Raw genomic sequence first — 24,183 nt, forward strand, 5'->3', positions numbered from 1 at the left:
ATATAAAATGAAAAGATATTGTTTAGCGCTTGATCTGGTAAATGATCCTGATCTGATCAAAGAATACGAAGTCATGCACGAGCAGGTATGGCCTGAAATTCAGGACAGTATTACCTCTGCCGGCATTGATGCCATGGAAATTTACAGATATGGCAATAGGCTGTTCATGATTATGGAAGTAAATGGTAAATTTAGCTTTGAAAAGAAAGGAGCTATGGATGCCTCAAATGAAAAGGTGCAGGAATGGGAGAAATTAATGTGGAAATATCAGCAGGCTATTCCGGGTTCTAAACCGGGTGAAAAATGGGTGATGATGGATAAAATATTTGAATTAAAAGCATAATGTCAATAATAACTAATAAGAGTTTCTTGCAAATACATCCAGACGATAACGTTCTGGTAGCGTTGCAAGATTTACCAAAAGGGCTAAAAATTGAATGGAATAACTTAACATTCGATTTACAGGATGATGTACACGCAAAACATAAGTTCTTTATAACGGAAAGAGCAATTGGAGAAGATGTGTTAATGTATGGGGTTTTGGTTGGTAAAGCCACTGCTTTTATTCCTCAGGGAGGATTGATGACTACCGAAAATGTTCATCATGCTTCTCAGGACTATGCCTACAGAGATGTGAATTATCAATGGCAGGTACCGGATGTATCAAAGTTTCAAAACAGAACATTCAACGGATACCACCGTCAGGATGGTAAAGTAGGAACAGCAAATTATTGGTTGTTTATACCAACTGTTTTTTGCGAAAACAGAAACCTTGATGTAATAAAGGAATCATTATACAACACTTTGGGCTATAATGTAACTGATAAGTATAAGCAATTTACAGATCAGTTGCTTACCGCGTATCAGGATGGCGAATCAATTGAATCTTTTGATATAGATCACCTTGCTTCTGCTCAGGCAGTCAAAAACAGAGTGTTCAAAAATGTTGATGGCATAAAATTCCTTAATCACCAGGGTGGTTGCGGAGGTACACGTCAGGATTCCGATCTATTGAGCAATTTATTAGCTGCTTATGCAGATCATCCGAATGTGGCCGGTATTACGGTTCTTAGCCTTGGCTGTCAGCACTTACAAACTCAAAGTTTGTTAAATGACATTAAAGAGCGTAATCCTACGTTCAACAAAAAGGTCTTAATTTTTGAACAGCAGCAAAGCCAAAGCGAAGAGCAACTGATAAAAGATGCAATTCTTAAAACTTTCTCGGGTTTAACCGAGATCAATAAAGTAGAAAGAAGTCCTGCCCCACTTAGTCGACTATGCGTTGGTGTTAAATGTGGTGGTAGCGATGGCTTCAGTGGCATCTCTGCTAATCCTTCAGTTGGTTATACTTCTGATTTATTAGTCGCACTTGGCGCTAAAGTTTTGTTGGCAGAATTCCCTGAGTTATGTGGGGCTGAGCAAAACATAATTGATAGATGTGTAGATAAACCTACGGCTGATAAATTTATCAGACTAATGCAGGAGTATGATGCACAAGCTCACGCTGTCGGTTCAGGATTTCACATGAACCCATCCCCGGGAAATATAAAAGATGGCTTAATTACCGATGCGATCAAAAGTACGGGAGCAGCTAAAAAAGCAGGCACTTCGCCTGTGGTAGATGTTTTGGATTATACAGAACCTGCAACTAAACCAGGCTTAAGCTTGGTGTGTACGCCAGGAAATGATGTGGAGGCAACAACCGGAAAAGCGGCAAGTGGTGCTACCTTAATCCTTTTCACTACAGGTTTAGGTACGCCGACAGGAAACCCTGTTTGTCCTGTTATTAAAATAGCTACAAACACAGCCCTTACCAATAGAATGGGTGATATTATTGATATCGATACCGGAGCAATTATTCGCGGAGAAAAAACCATTGAACAAATGGGCGAGGAGATTTTAGAATATTGTATCAAAGCTGCTAGTGGCGAAATCACTCCTAAAGCAGTATTGTTAAATCAGGATGATTTCATCCCATGGAAAAGAGGCGTTTCATTATAATAGTATAAGTATGTTCAGTTTAAAAGGAAAATCAGCAATTATTACAGGCGGTGGAAGCGGAATTGGCAGAGCAATATCAGTGCTTTTTGCAAAACAGGGTGCTTTGGTTCACATTATCGAACTAAATGCTGAGGCTGCTGCACAAACCATAGATGAGATCAGTAAAGCAGGCGGAAATGCAATAGGTTATAGTTGTGATGTAAGCAATCAAGCTCAAGTAATTGATATTTTTAATAAAATAGGAAATATAGATATTCTGGTTAACAATGCAGGTATTGCTCATGTTGGAAAGCTTGAAACCACAAGTGAAGACGATTTTACCAAAATCTTTAATGTAAATGTTAAAGGCGCTTATAACTGTTTGTACGCTGCTATCCCTGCATTGAAAAAAAGCAGTGCTCCTGTAATCCTTAATATGGCGTCTATAGCTGCCTTAGTTGGTATTACTGATAGATTTGCTTATTCGATGAGTAAAGGTGCTATCTACGCAATGACATTGTCTGTAGCACGCGATTATATGGCAGATGGAATCAGATGTAACAGTATTTCACCTGCAAGGGTGCATACACCGTTTGTTGATGGTTTTATTGCTAAAAATTATGCGGGTCAGGAAGAGGCTATTTTCGAAAAGTTATCGAAAAGTCAGCCAATCGGTCGTATGGGTAAACCGGAAGAAGTGGCCTCACTTGCATTATACTTATGTTCAGACGAAGCAGGCTTTGTAACCGGAAATGACTATCCTTTAGATGGAGGATTTGTTAAATTAAATAACTAATTTGAGTTTTTTTAAATAAATATAAATCAATGAAATTAATCAGATGGGGAGCAGCCGATCAGGAAAAAACCGGCGTTATTGTAAACGATATTTGGTATGATACCTCGGCATTTGGCGAAGATTACAACGAGAAGTTTTTTAATGATAATGGCTTAGCCAGACTTGAAGCATTTGTTAAAGCAAATGAAGGCAAGCTAGCTCAGGTGCCTGCCAACACACGTTTAGGTTCACCTGTAGCACGTCCTTCAAAAATTGTTTGCATCGGGTTAAACTATGCAGATCACGCAAAGGAAACCAATGCACCATTACCACCGGAACCGGTTATTTTTATGAAATCGACTACTGCTTTAGTAGGGCCTTTTGATGATATCGTTATCCCTAAAAACTCTGTTAAAACAGACTGGGAAGTTGAATTGGCAGTTGTAATCGGTAAAAAAGCATCTTATGTTGAAGAAGCTGATGCACTTGATTATGTAGCTGGTTATGTGTTGCATAACGATGTATCAGAACGTGAATTCCAGATCGAAAGAAACGGAACATGGGATAAAGGAAAAGGTTGCGATACTTTTGCTCCTTTAGGTCCATTCCTTGCAACTAAAGATGAAATAGTTGATGTTGATAATCTTAGATTATGGCTTAGCGTTAACGGTAAAATAATGCAGGATGGCAATACTTCTAACTTCATATTTAACGTGCCTTTCGTAATTGCATATGTAAGTCAGTTTATGACTTTATTACCTGGTGATGTAATCTCTACAGGAACGCCTGCTGGTGTTGGACTAGGGTTTAAACCTCCAATTTATCTTAAAGAAGGCGATGTTGTAGAACTGGGCATTGATGGCCTTGGCACATCAAAACAACAGGTAAAAAATTATGTTAAGAATTGATTCTCATCAGCATTTCTGGAAATATAATGCCTTAAGGGATAGCTGGATAACAGATGATATGGCGGTGCTGCAGGACGATTTTCTTCCTAAGCACCTGCAACCTGTACTCGAGCATTTTAATTTTGATGGTTGTGTCGTTGTTCAGGCAGATCAGTCGGCCAAAGAGAATGCTTTTCAACTTCAAAATGCTAAAGATAATCCTTTTGTTAAAGGGGTTGTTGGCTGGGTTGATTTAAGAGCTGACAATATTAATGAGCAACTGGCTGATTTAAGTGAGCATCCGGAGATGAAAGGATTCAGACATATTTTGCAGGGCGAAACCGACCGCGCATTGATGTTGAAGACGGAGTTTGTTAACGGAATTAGCAAGCTGAAAAAATACGGATTTACCTACGATATATTGGTTTTTCCTGATCAGCTTAAGTATGTGCCGGAGTTGGTAGCTCAATTCCCTGATCAGCTTTTTGTACTGGATCATATTGCAAAACCGGATATTAAAAATAAACACATCACCGAGTGGGCGCTTGACATACAAAAGCTGGCCGCTCATGAAAATGTATACTGTAAAGCATCGGGCATGGTAACTGAGGCGGATTGGAAGTACTGGAAGAATGAAGATTTTACCCCATATCTGGATGTCGTATTCGAAGCCTTTGGAGCAAATAGAGTAATGTATGGATCTGACTGGCCGGTAAGCTTGTTGGCAGGGGCATACGGGCAGGTTATAGACCTTGCTAAAAGCTATGTTTCTAAGCTTTCTGAAAACGAGCAGGCACTTTTTTGGGGTGGTAATGCAACTAAATTTTACAATTTGAAATAAGCAATCTATGGATCTGCAATTAAAAGATAAAGTAATTATCGTAACTGGCGGTGCAAAGGGCATTGGCGAGGGCATTGTAAGAGTATTGGCCAAAGAAGGTGCCATTCCTGTTATCATTGGAAGAAACGAATCAGATAATTTAAAACTGGCCAATGATGTGGCCGCGAGTGGTGGACAGGTATTTCAGGTTGTTGCTGAATTAACTAATCCTGAAGATAATGCAAAGGCGGTAAGCCAGGTGTTAGAAAAGTTCGGTCGTATAGATGGATTGGTAAATAATGCCGGTGTAAATGACGGTGTAAGTCTAACCAATGGCAGCTATGAGAAATTCATCGAAAGCCTGCACAAAAATATGGTGCATTATTATTTAATGGCACATCATGCGTTGCCATCATTGATCAAATCTAAAGGATCTATTGTTAATATAGGCTCAAAGGTTGCAGATACTGGCCAGGGTGGTACATCAGCCTATGCGGCAGCAAATGGCGGCCGTAATGCACTTACAAGAGAGTGGGCAGTTGAATTACTACCTCACGGTATCCGTGTAAACTCGGTGATTGTATCGGAGTGTTATACACCTCTGTATCAAACATGGATTAGCTCTATACCTAACTCTGAAGAGAAACTAGCTTCTATTAAAGCTAAAATCCCATTGGGAAATAGAATGACGACTGCAGAAGAGATAGCTAATGCAACTATATTCTTGCTGTCAGAGGTTTCTAGCCATACTACAGGACAACTTGTTTACGTTGATGGCGGATATGTTCATTTGGACCGCTCTGTTAGCTAGGAAAGCAGGGGGCTAGAAAATGCCTAAAAAAATAAGAAAGGTTACATTCCTTAGATTAACCCCAATAGGGTGCAAAAATCTAAAGAATGTAACCTTTGCTATTTACATTCCCCCCTTATACTGAAGTAGGCTAAATGCCTTTAGTTTCTTCAGCCAACCACACTATTTCTTCTTCAGTAAGGAACGGGCTAAGCTTCTCAAACACCAATGCATTATAACCGTTAAGCCAGTCAATCTGGTTTTGTTCCAGTAAGTCTTTTTTAACAATTTTAGTGCTAATTGGAGCAATGGTTAAGCATTCAAATGAATAGAATTCATTAAACTCGTTGGTTACATCCTTAATGGTGTTTACAAGGTTTTCAATTCTCACACCATGTTTCCCCGGGCGATAAATTCCAGGCTCTACAGATGATATCATTCCAAGCTCAAGAGCAATCGGTGTTGCTGTCGGGTTTAATACCTGAGGTCCTTCATGTACATTTAGAAAGTAACCAACACCATGTCCCGTTCCATGACCATAATTAACTGCATAATCCCATAGAGGCTTACGTGTTATGGCATCAATCTGATAGCCACAAGTACCTTTCGGGAAGCGGGTTTTACAACCATCAATCATACCTTTTAGTACTAGCGTATAATCGGTTCTTTCCTCATCTGTATTATTTCCCATTGGGATGGTACGTGTAATATCGGTAGTTCCGTAAAAATACTGACCACCTGAATCCAGAAGGAATAATCCCTCTGCTTTTATTTCCGAATTACTTTCTTCTGATGCGCCATAGTGAGGTAGGGCACCATGAGCTCTATATGCGCTAATGGTATTGAAACTATCGCCAACAAAGCCTTCCTGGCCTGCTCTAAACTTAAGCAATTCAGCCGCTGCAGAAAGTTCAGTAATTAACGTTTTCCCAATGTTTTCAGAAAGCCATTTTAGGAAACGGGTAATCGCAACACCATCCTTAACCATTGCAGTGCGGGTGTTTGCGAGCTCTGTTTCATTTTTAACGGCCTTAAGATGGGTTGATGGATTGGTATCCTTTATTACGCTTACTGTTTTCGAAACTAACTTCGCATAGGCAAAGCAGTTGCGTTTTGGATCAATAAATATAGAGCTGTTCTCAGGGATTCGCGCTAGAGCGTCTTCAATGTCTTCGTAAGCAAATACTTCTACGCCCTCTTTTAGTAATTCTTCTTTATCGTCAGTGCTTAATTTATCCGGGTTAATAAATAGTTTCGCATGGTCCTGATTGATTAATGCAAAGCTTAAAACTACAGGGTTGTAACTCACATCATTTCCACGGATGTTGAATAACCAGGCCATATCATCTAAAGAAGATACTAAATGATAAGCAGCACCTTGTTTTTTTAGCGCTGATCTTACCTCGGCAAGTTTACTGCTTACAGACTGTCCAATGTGTTTTTCGGCGATTAAAAATGCACTTTCCTTTGGCAGCTCAGGTCTGTTTTTCCAAATGGAATTTAAATAGTCTTTATTGGCTAAGGTGATATTCTTAACAGAAAACTGTTGAGTAAACAAATCTCCTAAAAGTAGAGATAGCAGCTTTTCATTGCTGGCAACAACAGATCCGTTTTCTAATTTTTCTATCAACCATTGAATATATTCAGGAGCATGTTGCACCTTTTGTTTTACCAGTTCAAAACCACTGTTTTCTAGTTGTTCAGCAGCTTGTTCAAAATAGCGGAAGTCAGTCCACAGTCCTGCAAAGTCATATGTAATTACCAATGTGCCTGCTGAGCCCGTAAAGCCCGAAGCAAAAGGAATGCATTTGTAATGATCTGGCAAATATTCACTAATATGCGGATCTGCAGATGGAATAATGTAAGCCTGTACATTGTCGGCCTTCATTTGTTTGCGTATCTCGCTCAGTTTTTCCGGATAAGTCATATCTAGCTTTTTTTTGTTAGTCCGCAAATTTATGTATTTAAATTCTTATCTGTTTATAAGAGTAAAATTGGTGATAGCAGGAAATAAAACTAAGTGTGCTAAGCCGAACTTAGTCCACTTAATTAAACATTTTTTATGTTAAAACTTAAACAGCTCATTTCTATTTGTTTTTTTTGCACAGTTTGGAGTATAGCCTCAGCGCAATCTTATCGGCTAGCTAAAAGTAAAGGAGTTTGGTTTCCGGCAGTTCAAAAGAGTGTGTCTTATCAGCGGGCACAATATTTTGGCTATAAAATGGATCAGCAAAAGCAAATGTATTCCAATATGGGTCGTTTTATGGAATTGATCCATCAAATTCCCTTTTTAAACCCGCCAAATGGCTATGAAATTGGCTTGTATGCTGCACTATGTGAAAACGGGGGCGATCCAAAACAGCCAATTCCGGGAAAGTCAGGTATGATTATCCGCGAATATTTTACAAGAGGAGATAATCCCAAAATTGAAAGGGCAGCAGAAGGGCCATCAATAAATGTTTACTTTAATGATATCTCTCTCTTGGCAAATAAAATTGGAACAGGAGAGGATGGGTATTTTGAAGAACCTGAAATTATAGATAGTATTAGTGGCTTTCCAGTATATCGACAGGGTTTGGTTGTTGTCACTAAAATAGATAAACCATTATTTGTACCTGTTAGTGTTGCCAAAGTAATTGAAATCAGCATTAAACAAAAGGAAAAGGATTTGGAAGAGGTAAAAAAATCATTTAATAAAGGGTCAACCTATAAACAGTGGTTAGCCAAGAAGGACGCTACTATAAAAGCAGTAAATGAAGGTTTAGCTTATCTGGCTAAAACAGACCCTGAGAAAGCAAAAACAAATAAAGAAAAATTTGAAAGGGAAATGAAAAAAACGGATAGCACGATGAAGGCCGAAGAGGCCGGGAATTTATTAGAACAACAGCGTATGGTGGCAAAGTATGAGGATGATGTTCAGAAGGAAAAACAAAAACTTGCCTCACTAAGTGCTGAACAGAAACAGGCACCTGCAACTACGAATAGGGGGAAGAAACTGGTAGTCCCAAATAAAGATTTTTTAAAAGCGTCATTACCGGTGTATGCCATTCAACTGGCTCTAATAGATCTTTTTAGATATAAAATAGAAGAAAAAGGATCATCAGGAGGTCTTTCCATGGATGCTATTCGTGAGATACGAAAAACAATAAATCTTAAAAAACTGTTAACTGGTTTGCAGTAAGAATGTTAAAACGCTTCCGGATTAATTGGGGTTGCAAAAGACTTCGCCTTGAGGGTAATTGCCTCCTGATCTGGATTTAGAATGAATGACTTAACATCAAATTCAAGGAAAATAGTAGTGCCTGAATTGGGCAAGGAGGAAATCTCAAAAGTTCCACCAAGATTCAAAGTCCGCGACTGCAGGTTCATTAATCCCATTCCGGTGTTAGAGAAAATGGCCGTATCGAAACCAATTCCATTATCTTCGATGGTAAGACTCAGTAGCGTATCATTAATTGATAACTGCACAATTGCTTCTGTCGCTTTTGCATGTTTTAATATATTATTTACTGCTTCCTGAACGATGCGGTAAATCAGCAGTTCATACTCACTTTTTAGTGCCGGAATTTTTCCAATTAAATAGCAGTTGATGATTAGTCCCGGCTGACTAATTCTCTTGCAGAATCGGGTAATTGCCATTTCCAATCCTTCATTTAGCACTACCTCAGGAGCAAGATTGTGTGAGATGTTGCGGACTTCTTCCGAAGCATAATTAATTAATGATAGTGTTCGTGCATAGGTGCCTATCTGGGAGCCAACAATTTCATCTTTAAGTGTACTCATCTGCATTCTTGCTGCGGATAGGATACCTCCTACACCATCATGGAGCTCCCGGGCTTGCCGAGAACGTTCATTTTCCTCGCCGGTTAACCGGGCCTGCAATAATTGTTTTTCCCTTTCAGCAAGAGAGACCTTTTGTCTTTGTCGGTACACCAGATAGATCAACAAACTTAGGGTCATGAACAATGCACATAAAGAAACAGAAAAAATGAGCCATTTATTCTGTTTCTGCAACTCATAACGATGATTTGAAAGTTTAAGCTTCTGTTGTGCCAGCGTTTTTTCTTTTAAGGAACTTTGATATTTAATCTCTTGCTCTTGTATGCTATTTTGGGTGTTGGCATTTAACATAGAATCACTAAGTGCCTGATATTTTTTTCTCAGCATTAAAGCTTCTGCGGGTTTACCCAATTGTTCTTTTAAGTTTGAACCAACGAGGTAAAGATCTCTAAGTTCATTCTTTGTTAATTGATTTTCGGCGCTGCCAATTACTTGCTTAAAGAAATGATCTGCTTTTTTGTATTGCTTCAGGTTAAAGTAGGAATTTGCAAGGCCACCCAATATATAAATGTCATAATCTCCGGGAGTATTTGGGTTAAGCATAGCATAGCCTTTCTGATTCCATTCCAGGGCTTTCGTGTAGTCCTTTGTTCGGATGTATATGTCAGCAATGTTGATAATGCCGTTAAGCTCCATTGTAATATCATCGGTGTTTTTCCCAAATGCAATTACTTGTTTAAAATCTGCTATTGCCTCGGTATACTTGCCATTTAAAGTTTTGCTGCATCCAAGGTTAACAAGGCTTCGTGCAATCTGGGTTTCATCTTTTAGTTGGATTGCTAAGTCATAACCCTTCTGAGCATAATAAATACTTTTCTTTTTGTCACCAATGTCAAAAAATAATGATGCCATATTGGTATAAGTTATCCTTTCATTTAATGGGTCATTTAATTGTTCAGAAAGGCGAAGCCCTTTAATGAAATTCTCTGCAGATAAATTGAATTTTCCAAGCGCATGATACTGTAACGCAATATTGTTATAGGCCTTTGAAGCCCGTTTCTTCTCGTTCAGCTTTAAACTTAATTCCAATTGCTGTTGCCCAATGATAAGGGCTTCCTTGTATCTGAGCTCCTGAAAGAGAAAATTGGAATAACGGCTTGTGTAATCAAAAAAACCTCGATGATACTTTATTTTTTTTGCCAAAACTCCGGCCTTATTGTAATAGAAATCCGCTGAATCCATTTTACCATTCTTTAGGTGCTCATTGGCTAGTCTCATGAATTTTTTTACCGTAGTGCTGTCGCCGTCTGAATCATTTTTTGATAAAGAATATACTGGTAGACAAAGCGTAAGGAGGATGATAAGTTTGGCAATCACGATATCATTATTTATCTGGGTTTAATTTTTCACTAATGAAAAATCGTCAATTGGGTCATTAATGTTGTTTAGAATATATGGAGTGATGTCAAATTCAAGGAAAATTGTTGTACCCGAACCTGATGAGGAAAGCTCGAAAATTCCGCCTTTTGCGATGGTTCTAAGCCGCATATTGTTTAGTCCCATTCCGTTAACGCCAATCGTGGTAGCATCCATTCCCTTGCCATCATCTTCAATAGTTAGATTTAATACATTATTGCTGTTTGATAGCTGAACAATTACCTCTTTGGCGCACGCGTGCTTAATAATATTGGTTAAGCCTTCCTGAACTGTTCGATAGATGAAAAGCTCAAAGTCACTGTTGTATCTGTCCACATTTCCAATGGAGTAGTAAACAACATTTAATGTTGATCCATTTGTCTTTTCGCATAATGAAGCAATGGAGGCGTTTAATCCTTTTTGAAATAATATCTGTGGTGCTAAATTATGTGCAATGGACCTTGTTTCACTTGAAGCATTATCCAGCATGAAAACTGTTTTTTTAAATGTAGAAGAGTTCGAAAGGTAATGGTGTTCATCTAATAAAATACTCATTTGCATTTTAGTAACAGATAAAATACCTCCCACACTATCATGAAGTTCAAGCGCCAGTCTCGATCTCTCTTTTTCTTCTCCATTAATTAGGGCCTCAAGAATCGCAACTTCTTTTTCTTTCTGAATAAGGTTTAACTTGTGCTTGTCGACCTTATGTTTAGCAGAATAAACCAGATAAACAGCCAGTGAAATTGCGGCAAGAATTATGGTGGCTAAAACCGCAATTGTAATGTATTTATTCTTTTCCTGCAGTTCAAGCTTGTTTTTGGAGATGATCAGCTTTTGATCAGAAATGGCCTTTTCTCTTTTAACACTTTGATGCTCAATTTCCATTCGATGTATGGCAGCTTCGTTCTCAATACTAAACAGAGAATCTTTTATAAAGTTGCTTTTTCTAAGGTAATGGAGCGCCTCTTTATGATTGTTTAAGCTGCTATAGATGTTGGAGGTGAGGCTATATATGTCTCGCAGGCGAGCAGCAGCACCTGCTTGTTTGGCAAGAGGAATAACCATTTTTATATACTTTAAAGCCTCTTTATTTTTGTTCATTGCATGTAATACTCCGGCCGTTGACATGTAAATCATGCGATCATATTCTTTTAAATGGTGCGCTTTGGAAGTAGAGTCAGCTTTGCCATAATAATATAGAGAAAATTTATAGTTTTTGTGATCTTTATAGGACTGACCCAGGTTTAAATATGCGGTAACCTCATATGTGTAGTTCTTTGATGCTTTACTTAATTTAATAACCTCCTTTAAGTGATAAGCCTCTTTGTCTAAACTTCCGAATATTCCTTCTCTACTAGATATATCTAGCAATGCTATAACAAGAGAAGCGGTATCCTTAAGTATCTTAGCAATTTTATAGGTGGCTTCTGTGTAGTAGGTTGCTTTTTTCTTGTTTACCAGCGTTAAAAAAACAGACGATAGATTTGAGTTTAATTCAAGCTGTTTAACTTGATCCTTCATCAATTCAGCAATCTTTAATCCGGAAAGCCAATTGGCTGTCGCATTTTTAAAGTCACCACGATGATAGTCTTCAGTGCCGATACCAATATAAGCATTCACCATTCCTGCTGAATCTTTTCTCACCCTACTTAGCATTAATGCCTTATTAAAATAAAGCTTCGCTGAGTCTAGTTTGTTTTGTTTGTGCTTTTGTTTTCCTAATGAAAGATATTTATTGATCAGTAGAGTATCTGCATGGAATTCCCCCGAACTTTTGCTTTTTGCCCCGACCTGCAGAGAAAAATAAAAGAACACAATAAATACAGTAAGGTATTTGGGAGGGATGTTCATATCTCAAAGATAATCAATTTCTTATAATCCAAAAAAGGGCGAAGGAGACCTCCGCCCTGCTTCTATTTTTGACAATAGAATCGAGCTTGAAACGTTATTTATATTCAAATTTTAATACAGTATCGTGATCATCTCCTGATACTCTTGTTTTTCCTGTTAGTGGGTAACCATCACCATCATAAGTAAAGGTGCTGGTAGAAGAAAATCCCGGGTTTTCACCTAATGTAATTGCGGCAGTTAGCAATTCATTCTTTGAGGAGAATTCAAGAGATTCCCCGGGTGATATGATGTACTTTAACAGAGAAGCATACAGTGGAGATTTCTTAGTCCCATAAGTAAAAGCACTGCTAAAAGTTTGCTCTCCAGCGGTAACGTCCATTTTTGAAAGATTTCCATTTTGATAAGTAAGGACATATTCTACCGGGTCATCATTACCCTCTTTCATCACAATTTTTGATACCCTACCATCAGCTACTGTATATTGAATGGTTTCGTTTGATTTAAGTGTTTGTCCTGTATATGTTTTTCGTGTTCCGGTAGTCGGTACTCCATTTGTATAAGCAACCTCATAAACCTCCCTTTCTGTATCGGTTTTTGATTCTATCTTAGTTAGATTGCCATTAGCATCATAGCTGTAAATTTTAGCTTCAGTGTTGTCTTGTAGGTTGTACGAAATCAAACGGTTCTTATTGTCGTAGGTTAATATGAAAACTCTGATTTCACCCTCTTCTGTTTCAGTTACCTTTGTTAGGTATTTTATCTTTCCGTCGTTGTTGTCTGGATTTTTATCCTTGTCCTTGTCTTTTTTGCACCCTGCCGCAACAACAACTATTGCTGTTAGCAGAATTAGTAAATTTTTCTTCATGGTTTATTTAATTAATTCTTGTTTTTCATAAGCTTATTGTAAGCCTATTTGGCGATAACAAAATTATAAGGAATAGTGAGGCTGTTCTTTCGTAGAAAGGCCTATTTATCAAACTAAGTATTTGTACTTAGTTTGTGAAAGTTATGTTTGTCAGTAGGTTAGTCGTCCTAAAATGGGGAATAAGGGAGAAAAAAATACCCATTCATTTTGTTCTTTTTTCGTTTCATGAACATTAATTAGCCCAAAATAAATGATGGCAAAGTTTTTGTCTTTTTAACGTAACAAATCGGTGAATGAATTTATATACAATTGATTTTTGCTTAGCATTGCCCGATTTTATAAAAAAACTAAATTAATTTCTCTAATAGATGAGCTATCAAGATTACAAATGCAAGAAGTGCAATACCGATTTTCATTACCAGGTACCTCGTGGATTTGTGTTAAAACACTTACTGGGGTTTCTTCCGGTAAGAATTTACTGGTGTCCTAAATGCACCACGAACAGATATGTGTGGGTGGGAGATAAAGCTACTGCTAAGTAGAAATTCTATTTTATAAATACCCATTTATGGGTATTGTGTCCCTTTTTATTTTGTGTTTCCTTTGAGTAAATATTATTTATTTACTTAAGTGCTTGCGCCTATATGATGAATTTTAATTCAGTTGAGAATCCGGGTTTACTTAAAAAAAGAGGTATGGGGAATGAAGTTCTAGGTAAGTGGTGTGTTGTCGATGCGGTCGAAGTGAACTATGAAGGCGATCTTGAAGTATTCCGGGGTGATATGGTTTCTGAGGTCGGTGCCTATATGGAATTTAAAGAGGATGGGCAGGGCCATGTTTTTGACCCCGTAACAGGTTCTGAATTATTTACTTATGTAGTCTCAGGCAGTAGTTTGATTTTAAAATATCTTGATGAAGATAATTCTACCACTTGTTATCATGTTCGAGAGTGGACAGATGCTTCCCTTTCTGTTTACGAAGAATGTATAGAAAATTATAACGGTGAAGTGCATAGAGAAGTGATCGAAATTAATTTAAAAAAATACTTACCTAATACTGATTAAGATGAAAAATGTTAGCAAATTAATACTCTTAGTATTGTTTTCTGCATGCATTATTGCATGTGAAAAAGGAGGTGGCGAAAATCCCGATAATAACAATGAACCGGATAAGGGACCTGTTATAGGTAATGGGGGTGGGGTTGATAACACTTTGCATATGGCATTTAAAACACCTGATTGGGAACGCAAAATTGATTGTACACATTTGGATCTTAATCCGATTGGGCTAAATGATTCTACGTCATATGTGTCGGCCACATCTGCTTCTACTAATGAAACATTTTACTTCTCCTTTCCTAAGGATAGTTCGGCGATGGTTAAACCATCTAATATTAAAAAATACCAGATAGTAGTTACAGGACGTAATAAAAAGCCATTTGAGTTTTCTCAAACGTTACCGATAACTGCAGGATCACAAACTAAACTAACTAGCTCGGAGGGCCTAACTTCATCTTCTTATAATGAAGTTGTCGAAATTAAATATACTGGTGTTAAGGGTGATTTTGCTCAATTTCAGGTGAAGTGCCGTTACAGTATGAACATGTATGAGTCACAGAATGAAAGCAACAAAAGACTGGTTACCGGAACTTTCCATTTTAAAGTTAAAACAACGCGATTGTAGCGCATTGTGATTTAGGGTTAATAATCGTGAAACAGCCTTGGATAGTCCGAGGCTGTTTTCGTTATATCACCTCCATCTCAACAACTTGTCTAGTGTAAGTACATTAGGCGATTTGTAAAGTTTCAATATTTCTTCCGGTGTGTTTTTGCTAAAAGTTAATTCTGCCCAGCTCATGAAAAAGGTGTATTTGGGTTGTGCTGCTAATTGTGCTGCGGTTGGGAGCTTATCACATTCTCCAATGGCAATGGGTTTACCATTAGAGATCCCTACCATGGCATTGTATTTTTCCTGTGTGTAACCGCTACCGTCATATATATCAAGTGCGGCTACATCCCAGTATTGATCACCGGGATTGTAATTTTTTACATCTTCAGCCAATGTAGGGAAATCCTGCATGTCCCATACCCATATCAAATTATCCAAACCTTTCGTCTTTTGTAAATAATCGTGTGTTATCTGGTACAATCTCAACGTGCCATTACTACCGGGGCGACCTCCCCACCAGAATTTACTTTGATTCATCTCGTGCAATGGACGGAACATTACCTCCACGCCATTGTCTTTTAATATTTTTAAGTGGGTAGCCACTTCATCCATCATCTCTTTCCAACGGTTGTTAAGTTCAGTGCCATCGGTTATCAATTCCTGCCATTGTTCATTACTGAGATTGCTTAGTACCCCTTTGCCATTATCCCATTCACATGGTTGAGAATAAGCCGGACTACAGGCATGCCACATGATGTTCACTACATAGCCTGCTTTCCATTTACTGATGGCTTCCTTTATCATAATATTCCGGTTGCCAATATTTTCTTTTTGAAACAGGAAATCCCCACTCCAAAGACCAGGATATTTGCCCGTTATTTTTTTAGTTTCTTCTGTCCAGATGGCAGGAGTTGCATTGGGTTCGCGATTGTGTACACCACTGATCGTGCTTTTTCCGGATATTTTATATAGTAATTGGAGGGTTTTAAAATCAGGTTTCTTTTGAGCGCGAACACTAATTGTTAAGCAGGCGCAAATTAGAAAGGGTAGGAGGAGTATTTGGTTTTTTTGCATAGCTTTTATTCTTGTGCATTTGTTGGTTACTCGAAGCTACAAAAAGCCTCCAGATATTTATCCAATCTCTTTGGTAATCTAATTCCAATCCTAAATAGGGTATAAGTCAAATAAAATACCTAGAGCTAGGTATTTTATTTGACTTACACATGCTCTAATTTTGATCTGTACAACCTGATCAATAGACAATTTTATTAATCATCTAATCATGAAAACTACAATCGCAAAGCTGGCAATATTGGCAGGTGTTTTTTATTTTTCTCTTGCTTCATGTTCGAAAAAAGAGAACGATCCTGAAAAAGACGAAGTTGAAGGTGAAATAGATACGGACAAACTTCCAGGTATGTGGAAATTGACTGCTCATATAGTTGGTGGGAAAGACATAATTAATGAGAGAGGTGATGAGTGTATAAGGGATAATAGCATTTTTTTCTTTTCGGAGGACGATCTATTATTTGATGAGGGACTTTTAAAGTGTAGTCCAGCAGATCCTATGATCCCCAGAGGTAAATACGAGTATAATACAGAACATACCCAGATAAAAACCACTATAGGAGATAAGAAGGTTACTTACAAAATACTGACGCTCAATGCAACCACACTTAAGCTTCAAAATACTGCAAACAATGAGCAGTTTATCTATACAAAATCAAATGTAACTGTAGTTATTAATCCCAACGGACTGGTAGGCAGCTGGCAAATTACTGGACATACGGTCAATGGAGTCGAAACCTTAGAATCACAAACCTCATGCATAGCTGACGACATTTACACTTTTACAAGTGAAAATAAAATGTACATTGATGATATGCAGAGAATATGCAAACCAGGTGAACCGGCAACAACAATTGGCAGCTACACGATAAATACAAGTCAGACCAAAATGGTTACCAACATTGGGGGGATAACTGAGGATTTGGACGTGTTAATGTTAACTGTTACTACACTTGTCATAGAGCAGGACTCAAAAAAGGAGAGAATAACATTTGTGAGGCGATAATTATCTCATTGAAATTTTGGCTGATATTGCGAAGTCTGTTAATTCTGGTGCAAAATAATCGTAAATAGTCCACTTCCCCGAGGGGTCTCGAGCCCAGGTTTTTACTTCTGCTCCTTTTATCGGTGACATTGCAATAAAGGGCTGGTAGGAAGCAATAAGTCGAAATGGATTCGAAATTACATTTTTAAGTATGATGCTATCTGCTGTCATTTTAGTGAATCTTTCATTGTAAGTATCCTTTGTGTAGGTTATTACAACAAAGAAATCACCTGCTGTTAGCTCTATTTTATAAGGTTTTAAATTAACCTCTATATTTTCAGATAACTTATTTTCTATCTCAATTATCTGAATATTCAGTTCCTTCCCTGGCCCGCCAGTTTGGTCATCTTTATTGTAAATACCAACTCTAAACTTAGTTTGATTGAAACTGCTATCACTAGTGCTTACAATAAGTCTGTTTAGAGTAATGCTTTCCAGAAATGCGCCTGGTGATGGCACATCAAGCTTTTGAGCGATTTGCATGTAATTAAACCTACCTGTTGGTTTGTTGACTCCCGCATGATAAAAAATATCTTTTCTTGGGAAATCATTTAGCTTTATAGGCTTTTGTCCGAACGAATAAAAGAAAGGGAGCAATAGCAGTAATTGAATTGTAGCTGTCTTTTTGAAATCCATGAGGTCAATATTTTAAGGTAGCGCTAATAGCCAACTTTTCACCGGTTAAGTAATTGTATGGGCGCCATGTGCTCAGATTGTTTTCTTTTATCCATACATACCCAGGTTCTTCCCCAGGGATAGCCCTTAAAATTGGCTGGTAAAAATAATTTATAGTGGAAACATTAGTTTTTATTGGTCTGCTTTTTAAGCCTCTGTGAATTAGGTCTTTTTCTGGGGCTCCTATCGCAATTTGATACTCTTCTAGGGTTTCGCCCCTATTATCCATTGTTGCAATTATATAGCTTGAGTTGCCAAGGTAAGATGTCCATGGAATTACCTTTCCATTTTTATCTATGGCCTCTGTTAGTTCTTCAACCTTATCTTGTGGGTACTCGTTAAATGGGATAAATAATCTTTCTATACCAACAAAAAATATCTTTTTGGATGGGACAATGTGGTAGCTACTGAGGTCTATATTTATTGTGCGATCATCTTTGTTTGTTACGAGGTATCCGTCGGGCAATAGTTCTTTACCCGGTCCGCCGGTTTTTTCATCAAGATCATAAACTCGTACAATAAATTTTGTTTGCGGATTTAGAACATCTGGTGTGACTGATCTTTTTATCTTAATTGATTCAAGAAAACCCCCTGCTTCCGGACATTTCATCATCTGCGCAGTAAACATATTACTGCCTGGGGTATAATGTATAGTTTCCGACGATTTATTGATGGTCATGGTCTTCGATTTTTTTGCATAAATGCTTAACCCTTTTAAAGTAGCAACATCTTCTACTAAGGCGATGATCTTATCTGATGGTAGTTCAGATAACGCAATCCTAATTGCTTTATAGCCCACACAACTAACGATAATAGAATCAGATGGTTTGTTTTCTGGTGATATAAGGGTAAAATTACCCTTAATATCTGTCTGTGTCAGGATGTTTTTAGGCATTAGTCTAACATTGACCTTTGCAATAGGTTTTGTTGTTTTAGAATCTATGATCTGACCAACGTAACTCTTTTGCATTTTTTGGCCACTTAAATCCGTTGCCAGAAATAGCAGAATAGGGAAAATGAGCATTAATTTGATATTCAACATGTTGAGAGTTTAATTCTATTCAATATAAAAGTAGGGAATTCTTAATTGAAAAAGCTCATTGGTATAAACAGCCTTCACTAATTTAACCGCTATTTGCTGCTGAATAAATATGTAACCTCTTGTGGGGCTATCTGAATATATTCGTACTATGAGCCAGAAGAATGATGTAGCTATACCCGATGAGGTAGTGATGAACAAAATATATGTAGTTGGTGATCAGAAAGTTATGCTGGATAGAGATCTGGCGGAACTGTATGGAGTAGAGACCAAGGTATTAAAGCAAGCGGTAAGACGTAATCTTGCCGGTTTCCCGAAGACTTTATGTTTGAGATGACTAAAGAAGAGCTTGAAAATTGGAAGTCACAATTTGTGACCTCCAAAGAAGATCGTCAGGGTTTACGTTACATGCCTTTCTGCTTTACCGAACAGGGGGTAACAATGTTGTCCTGTGTGTTAAACAGTGAAAGGGCGATTCATGTAAATTCGCTATATTTGATTAGACACTTGATCAAAGTTAAATGAAGAAAATAGTTCTTTTTACAGTTTGCATTGGCGCACTGCTTTCCTGCAAACAAAAACATACATCTGAGAATGGAAAAAGCAATTCGCAATTTACAGCAATGTGCGAACAATACTATCAGGATGGACTAAAATTATCCCCCATTAACGCTACTTATATTGGAGACGAACGCTATAATGATCTTTTGCCAAACGATGGCTCTCAAGCTTTCATTAAGGAATATAAGGACTATAATCAGCGCTATTTAGATAGTTTAAGCAAATTTAACAGGGATGAACTTACTGCAGATGAGAAGCTATCTTATGATTACTTAAAAGATCAGCTGGATATGAATTTGGAAGGCTTACAGTATCATTCAGAATACCTTCCTTTCAACCAAATGTTTGCTTTACCGCTAACCATGGGGCAGCTAGGTTCAGGCACGGGAGCACAACCATTTAAAACTGTAAAAAATTATGAAGACTGGTTAAAACGTGTTACTGCATTTTCGGTTTGGGCAGACACAGCTATTGCTAATTTCAAAAAAGGTGCAGATGCCGGTATTGTTCTGCCAAAAGCTTTGGTAATTAAAATGATTCCTCAAATGCAGAGCATGGTTGTTGCAGATCCTGAAAAAAGTTTATTTTATGGACCAATAAACTTACTTCCAGCGAATTTTTCGGCCAATGATAAGCAAAAATTAACTAAAGAATACCGCGATGCAATTGCAACTGTAATTACTCCTACATACAAGAGGCTGGGAGATTATCTTCAAAATGAGTACCTTCCTAAAGCCAGAACAACCTCCGGCTTCTCGGCCATTCCAGGAGGCTTAAAATGGTACACTTATTTGGTGAAACAACAAACTACAACCAACAAAACTCCTGAGGAGATTTATCAAACTGGTTTAAAGGAGGTGACCAGAATAAAAAGCCAAATGGATAGTATAAAAAGTCTGACTGGTTTTAAAGGAGATTTAAAGGCATTTTTCGAGTATATGAAAACTGACAAAAAATTCATGCCTTACAAAACACCTAAAGAAGTTTTAGCTGCATTTGAAAATATCCATCAAAGGATGAAACCTAATTTGAAAAAAATGTTTGATGTTGAACCTAAAACGCCATTCGAAATCCGTCAAACAGAGGCTTTTAGGGCTGCATCGGCCAGTGCGGAATACAACCAGGGGTCTGCCGACGGGAAACGTCCAGGCATCTTCTATGTGCCGATTATAGATGCGAAAACATTTAACACCACATCAGGCATGGAATCACTCTTCCTACATGAAGCTATCCCCGGACATCACTATCAAATTTCTTTAACACAAGAAAATGAATCCCTCCCTAACTTTCGCCGTTTTGGTGGGCATAATGCCTATGTAGAAGGTTGGGCGCTATATTGCGAATCTTTAGGAAAAGAATTGGGATTATATCAAGATCCTTACCAGCACATGGGTGCTCTTGGTGATGAAATGCACCGCGCTATTCGTTTAGTGGTTGATGTTGCCATTCATACCAAAAATATGAGCCGAGAAGAGGCTATAAAATATATGACCGATAATGAAGCCATCAGCACAGAAGGCGCAACAGCAGAAATTGAACGTTATATGGGCATTCCGGCACAGGCCTTGGGTTATAAAATTGGAGCCCTTAAAATAAGGGAATTAAGATCCAAATATGAAAAAGAGCTAGGGTCGAAGTTTAAATTGTCAGCGTTCCATACTGCTGTTTTAAAAGATGGATCTTTTCCGTTGTCAGTTTTTGAATCTAAAATGGATAGTTGGGCTGAAAGCCAAAAGTAAAATTCAATTTGCAGTTCTTGCTTTTGGCTCCCTATGTAGTTTTTCTTTTCTCTAAGAAGGACTGGAGTATGTATAGGGAAAATCAATGGCGGAGGATTAGTGTGATTGTGTTGCTGAATATTTATGTGTTACTAGTGAGAATTAATTTTTGGTTGTAAGGTCTTTCTCCAAATATTTTTTAGGGATTGAACATGAGGAATATAATCTAGGAAGTTGAATTTAAGCATTATTAGAAATCAAAAATGATGGATGTGATTTTTGTTTTTCTTAAGCGCTATTTCATTTATGTTTTGGGGGCCTATTTACGTTCAGGAGCTTTTATCAATTTATTGTGGAAGGTAGTTAGGTCGCCTTATTAACGCCTCTCCCGCTCCATTGATTGCACCAAATGATGTATGCAATACATTATTTAATTAATTGCTATATGAAAAATTACTTCATTGTTTTAGCTTTAATTTATGAAAAGAAATTTCTCATTGGTAATTGGTGTGTTATGTTTATTTCTATCTTGTAAATCCGAAAATAAAAGGCATGAGGAATTTTTTATGAAGAATTTCGCCTCTTTAGATTCTATAAGAGCCTATGTTGAGGGTGAAATAAAAAAAGAAAAAATGGATGATAATCAGGTTGTTTTATTGTTTACCTCTGAACCACAATATAGTAAGCATAAAAATCTCATTTTTGATCATAATTTAGCTATAAGAATGAATAGGTTAAAGATTAGACAGATTAGATGCGTTACGGAAAAGAAAGATACCTGCGGAATTTTTGATGTTCTTTATTTTCAATTAATGGCAAATGGAAATGAGGGGAATAAAGTAGTATATTACGTTTATGATAGGTGTGATAAGTTCAAGAGCTTTGAAAATCACAAAATCTATCAGAAGAAGATACTCAAAAATTGGGGATTATTGATTGATCGAACCTAAGAGTTTTAATTATTAAGCATTGGCCTTACGCCTCAATCCATTTAGATATCTCTATCCTGACAATGTCCTGTAGATATTAGAATTGAGATCATGTGCCCTTATAATTGGCTTGTTGGCATATTTAAAGGAGATGTATGGGATCCGCATATGAAATAAGGATTAACTGCGATGAGCAGGGGAAAAAGAATGTTGAAGGTATTTTGGGATTATCGAGTGATGATTCGACAAGAGGATGGTGCTTGGCAATTGAAGAGGATTCTCCTCAATTTTTAAATGCTTTGACCATTTTCTTTAATTTAATATCATCGAATCTACAGAAGTTAGATAAAGTTGGAATTAAAACAGATATGATAACTTTTTGGTATTTGTATGAGTATGAAGGGCAATGTAACATGGAATTCTGGCCTGATATTACAAAGAAAATTGGGGAGCTTGGAATCGTTTTATGTATCAGTTGCTGGGAAAAGTAAATGCTTAGATGAAATTATTATAGCCAAATGAATCTATTGTAAAGTAAAGAAAAAGGTTTTTTTTTAATGATAAGATTAATAAGTATTTCTAATTGGCATTTATGTATTAAGAATCAAAGGATTCATTTGGGTGGACTAGTGCTACTGTTGTTTGTAGGGCACTTTATTTATAAAACTACAGTAACGACTATGGAAAATTATCAATTGTCGAATAATGGTGAAATATGTAAAGCAATGGTTGTTTCTCGAATGAAAGTTGGCGGTAAAGGAACAATAAGAGTTGATTATAGGTTTAATGTAAATTATAAGGAATATTCAGGCGTTGTAAATAATGAAGAATATTATAATGGTGATAGTATTAATATCCTTTATTTGGAGAAGAGTCCAGAGATAAATAGGTCTTACAATTTTATAAAAGAAAATTATAAGACTCAAATAATTCCTTAAAAATCTTAACTGACAAAAAGATACAACAAAAAGGAAAAATAGCGCTTCAATAGAATCATTGTGAATTTAATCTTTAGTCAACAAGGAATAGCAAATTGAGAAGCTACATTGGAATAGGTTATTTATTCTATCTTAGCAGAAGAGCAAAATAAATCATGGGATTGTTTTATAAGATTTCGTCACAGCACCTTTTTAAGGTGAAAAATGAAATATTTGTGAAAAATGGAATTCCAGCGCTCCAAAGAAATGGTTTCGAAGAGTCGCCATTTAAAGGGATGCGTTATGGGAAACTTAATGCTAATATATATGCTTATGATTTGTGCAGGTTAGCATCAAATTCGAGATTGGAGTATATTACAGTATATATATCAAAGGGGGATAGCTGGATCAATGTTTTTTTAAATGTTTTTTGGTTAGAGCCTCACTTAGATTCTTTAAAGGCTCTAAAGAATCTAGATGGAATGCAATTTCACCTGCCACCAAATAGCATTTCCATGATGCGGCTGCGGATTGATGATTTTAAAGGGATGCCACTCTTTCGTACTATGGCACATAAAATAAAGCCCTTTTATTCTGAAAAAGGCTTCCATAAAAGAGTCGAAGAGCTAAGCAGGTTGCTAGAGCTGGATTTAAATAATATTGATTCTTTTATAACGCGATGGTATGAACTTTATGTGCCAATGGTCACGAATTGGGAAGGCGAGAAAGTTGAGGAAAACAAATAGGAAAGAAAAATAAAATCACTACCATGTGTACATCCTAGAGACTCACCGATTGAATAAGTAGGAGAAACGCAATAAAGACCGTTTCCCGAAGGACTTTATATTCACTTTGACTGAACATAAGTTTGTAGACATGAAGTCGCAAAACGGGATATCAAGTTGGGGAGGGCGAAGAAAGCTGCCCAGTTCGTCTATTATCAGGATCAGAATAGGTTTTATTTCTTCTTAACTTCTGTTATTTTAATTTTCTTGTACGACCTATATGTAGTAGCATTACCGCATATAAAGTCCTCATCTAATAGTGTATAGTTAATAAATACATGCATTTTGTCGTGTTCAAATTCCTTAGGTAAATTAATTGCAGAATAGTAGCTGTCATTTACTTTTATTATCCAACCACATTGCTCTGTTGCTATCGGGCCCCCATCTAAAATTACGGCTTCAGTAAATTTATCGTTTGTTTGCTTTTTACACGATGTCCCTATTAATAATGGTAATAGAAGAATGAATAAAAACATTTTGTTTATAAAATACTGTTCTTGTTTGTGCCTTGACAGTAATAATCTTAGCTGAGAAAAAGATGCAGCAAAAATGAGAAAGTAGCGTTTCAATAAAATCATTGTGAATTTTAGTTGTAAAAATAACAATTTGCA

23 protein-coding genes and 2 pseudogenes are annotated in these 24,183 nt (G+C 37.1%); 17 read left to right on the top strand and 8 right to left on the bottom strand.

Annotation, left to right across the window (positions count from 1 at the left end; genetic code table 11):
* Window positions 1-7 precede the first annotated feature (7 nt).
* From HQN83_RS10310 to HQN83_RS10335, 6 genes are read left to right on the top strand one after another with little or no spacing between them, the layout of a single operon-like run.
* The gene (locus HQN83_RS10310) at window positions 8-343 is read left to right on the top strand and encodes an L-rhamnose mutarotase (RefSeq protein ID WP_173090259.1); all 336 of its coding nucleotides are present in this window, start codon (window positions 8-10) and stop codon (window positions 341-343) included.
* Window positions 343-2,001: a UxaA family hydrolase gene (locus tag HQN83_RS10315; protein ID WP_173090260.1), complete on the top strand. Its 1,659-nt coding sequence runs from the start codon at window positions 343-345 to the stop codon at window positions 1,999-2,001. Before HQN83_RS10310 ends, HQN83_RS10315 begins: the two co-directional genes overlap by 1 nt.
* 10 nt (window positions 2,002-2,011) lie before the next feature.
* Window positions 2,012-2,776: an SDR family NAD(P)-dependent oxidoreductase gene (locus HQN83_RS10320; protein ID WP_173090261.1), complete on the top strand. Its 765-nt coding sequence runs from the start codon at window positions 2,012-2,014 to the stop codon at window positions 2,774-2,776.
* Window positions 2,777-2,805: 29 nt separating this feature from the next.
* Window positions 2,806-3,663, top strand: coding sequence for a fumarylacetoacetate hydrolase family protein (locus tag HQN83_RS10325; protein ID WP_173090262.1), 858 nt, complete (start codon window positions 2,806-2,808; stop codon window positions 3,661-3,663).
* Window positions 3,650-4,483 (top strand): amidohydrolase family protein, encoded by an 834-nt coding sequence (locus HQN83_RS10330; protein WP_173090263.1) that lies wholly within the window; start codon window positions 3,650-3,652, stop codon window positions 4,481-4,483. The genes HQN83_RS10325 and HQN83_RS10330 overlap by 14 nt, the downstream gene beginning before the upstream one ends.
* A gap of 7 nt (window positions 4,484-4,490) precedes the next feature.
* On the top strand, window positions 4,491-5,273 hold the full coding sequence (locus HQN83_RS10335) for an SDR family oxidoreductase (protein WP_173090264.1): 783 nt from the start codon (window positions 4,491-4,493) through the stop codon (window positions 5,271-5,273).
* A gap of 130 nt (window positions 5,274-5,403) precedes the next feature.
* Here HQN83_RS10335 and HQN83_RS10340 read toward each other — a convergent pair whose 3' ends face one another.
* On the bottom strand, window positions 5,404-7,206 hold the full coding sequence (locus HQN83_RS10340; RefSeq protein WP_317172500.1) for an aminopeptidase P family protein: 1,803 nt from the start codon (window positions 7,204-7,206) through the stop codon (window positions 5,404-5,406).
* 108 nt (window positions 7,207-7,314) lie between these two features.
* Here HQN83_RS10340 and HQN83_RS10345 point away from each other — a divergent pair, with 108 nt between their 5' ends.
* The gene (locus tag HQN83_RS10345) at window positions 7,315-8,433 is read left to right on the top strand and encodes a hypothetical protein (RefSeq protein WP_173090265.1); all 1,119 of its coding nucleotides are present in this window, start codon (window positions 7,315-7,317) and stop codon (window positions 8,431-8,433) included.
* A 5-nt stretch (window positions 8,434-8,438) separates the two neighbouring features.
* Here HQN83_RS10345 and HQN83_RS10350 read toward each other — a convergent pair whose 3' ends face one another.
* The 3 genes from HQN83_RS10350 to HQN83_RS10360 form a co-directional block, all read right to left on the bottom strand.
* Window positions 8,439-10,310, bottom strand: coding sequence for a tetratricopeptide repeat-containing sensor histidine kinase (locus HQN83_RS10350; protein ID WP_173090266.1), 1,872 nt, complete (start codon window positions 10,308-10,310; stop codon window positions 8,439-8,441).
* A 120-nt stretch (window positions 10,311-10,430) separates the two neighbouring features.
* Window positions 10,431-12,302 carry a tetratricopeptide repeat-containing sensor histidine kinase gene (locus tag HQN83_RS10355; RefSeq protein ID WP_173090267.1) on the bottom strand — a complete coding sequence of 624 codons (1,872 nt, stop codon included), beginning with the start codon at window positions 12,300-12,302 and terminating at the stop codon, window positions 10,431-10,433.
* A 94-nt stretch (window positions 12,303-12,396) separates the two neighbouring features.
* A complete protein-coding gene (locus HQN83_RS10360) occupies window positions 12,397-13,167 on the bottom strand; it encodes a hypothetical protein (RefSeq protein WP_173090268.1) in 771 nt (256 codons plus the stop codon).
* A gap of 644 nt (window positions 13,168-13,811) precedes the next feature.
* Between HQN83_RS10360 and HQN83_RS10365 the strand changes: the two genes are divergently transcribed.
* Together HQN83_RS10365 and HQN83_RS10370 are read left to right on the top strand one after the other, a co-directional pair.
* Window positions 13,812-14,231, top strand: a complete 420-nt coding sequence (locus HQN83_RS10365) for a hypothetical protein (RefSeq protein WP_173090269.1) — start codon at window positions 13,812-13,814, stop codon at window positions 14,229-14,231.
* 1 nt (window position 14,232) lies between these two features.
* Window positions 14,233-14,850 (top strand): hypothetical protein, encoded by a 618-nt coding sequence (locus HQN83_RS10370; RefSeq protein ID WP_173090270.1) that lies wholly within the window; start codon window positions 14,233-14,235, stop codon window positions 14,848-14,850.
* Window positions 14,851-14,916: 66 nt separating this feature from the next.
* Here the strand turns inward: HQN83_RS10370 and HQN83_RS10375 are convergent, their stop codons facing one another.
* Window positions 14,917-15,909 (bottom strand): glycoside hydrolase family 26 protein, encoded by a 993-nt coding sequence (locus HQN83_RS10375; RefSeq protein ID WP_173090271.1) that lies wholly within the window; start codon window positions 15,907-15,909, stop codon window positions 14,917-14,919.
* 208 nt (window positions 15,910-16,117) lie between these two features.
* Here HQN83_RS10375 and HQN83_RS10380 point away from each other — a divergent pair, with 208 nt between their 5' ends.
* Window positions 16,118-16,909 (top strand): lipocalin-like domain-containing protein, encoded by a 792-nt coding sequence (locus HQN83_RS10380; RefSeq protein ID WP_173090272.1) that lies wholly within the window; start codon window positions 16,118-16,120, stop codon window positions 16,907-16,909.
* Here the strand turns inward: HQN83_RS10380 and HQN83_RS10385 are convergent, their stop codons facing one another.
* Together HQN83_RS10385 and HQN83_RS10390 are read right to left on the bottom strand one after the other, a co-directional pair.
* The gene (locus tag HQN83_RS10385) at window positions 16,910-17,584 is read right to left on the bottom strand and encodes a hypothetical protein (RefSeq protein WP_173090273.1); all 675 of its coding nucleotides are present in this window, start codon (window positions 17,582-17,584) and stop codon (window positions 16,910-16,912) included.
* Window positions 17,585-17,588: 4 nt separating this feature from the next.
* The gene (locus HQN83_RS10390; RefSeq protein ID WP_173090274.1) at window positions 17,589-18,665 is read right to left on the bottom strand and encodes a carboxypeptidase-like regulatory domain-containing protein; all 1,077 of its coding nucleotides are present in this window, start codon (window positions 18,663-18,665) and stop codon (window positions 17,589-17,591) included.
* Window positions 18,666-18,891: 226 nt separating this feature from the next.
* Here HQN83_RS10390 and HQN83_RS25290 point away from each other — a divergent pair.
* From HQN83_RS25290 to HQN83_RS25510, 7 genes and pseudogenes are all read left to right on the top strand, one after another.
* Window positions 18,892-19,187: pseudogene (locus HQN83_RS25290) on the top strand (ORF6N domain-containing protein).
* Window positions 19,184-20,962, top strand: a complete 1,779-nt coding sequence (locus HQN83_RS10400) for a DUF885 domain-containing protein (RefSeq protein WP_173090275.1) — start codon at window positions 19,184-19,186, stop codon at window positions 20,960-20,962. Before HQN83_RS25290 ends, HQN83_RS10400 begins: the two are co-directional and overlap by 4 nt.
* A gap of 458 nt (window positions 20,963-21,420) precedes the next feature.
* Window positions 21,421-21,891, top strand: a complete 471-nt coding sequence (locus HQN83_RS10405; RefSeq protein WP_173090276.1) for a hypothetical protein — start codon at window positions 21,421-21,423, stop codon at window positions 21,889-21,891.
* 134 nt (window positions 21,892-22,025) lie between these two features.
* Entirely contained in the window at window positions 22,026-22,361 is a 336-nt protein-coding gene (locus tag HQN83_RS10410) for a hypothetical protein (RefSeq protein ID WP_173090277.1), read from the top strand.
* A 189-nt stretch (window positions 22,362-22,550) separates the two neighbouring features.
* The gene (locus HQN83_RS10415) at window positions 22,551-22,808 is read left to right on the top strand and encodes a hypothetical protein (protein ID WP_173090278.1); all 258 of its coding nucleotides are present in this window, start codon (window positions 22,551-22,553) and stop codon (window positions 22,806-22,808) included.
* A gap of 155 nt (window positions 22,809-22,963) precedes the next feature.
* Window positions 22,964-23,533, top strand: a complete 570-nt coding sequence (locus HQN83_RS10420) for a hypothetical protein (RefSeq protein ID WP_173090279.1) — start codon at window positions 22,964-22,966, stop codon at window positions 23,531-23,533.
* Between the two features lie 76 nt (window positions 23,534-23,609).
* A pseudogene (locus HQN83_RS25510) lies at window positions 23,610-23,759 on the top strand (hypothetical protein); the annotation flags it as partial.
* Here HQN83_RS25510 and HQN83_RS10425 read toward each other — a convergent pair.
* Window positions 23,746-24,048: a hypothetical protein gene (locus tag HQN83_RS10425; RefSeq protein ID WP_173090280.1), complete on the bottom strand. Its 303-nt coding sequence runs from the start codon at window positions 24,046-24,048 to the stop codon at window positions 23,746-23,748. The pseudogene HQN83_RS25510 and the gene HQN83_RS10425 overlap by 14 nt on opposite strands.
* Between the last annotated feature and the right edge of the window lie 135 nt (window positions 24,049-24,183).

It is taken from the genome of Pedobacter foliorum (genome assembly GCF_013266735.1).
Taxonomy (GTDB): domain Bacteria; phylum Bacteroidota; class Bacteroidia; order Sphingobacteriales; family Sphingobacteriaceae; genus Pedobacter; species Pedobacter foliorum.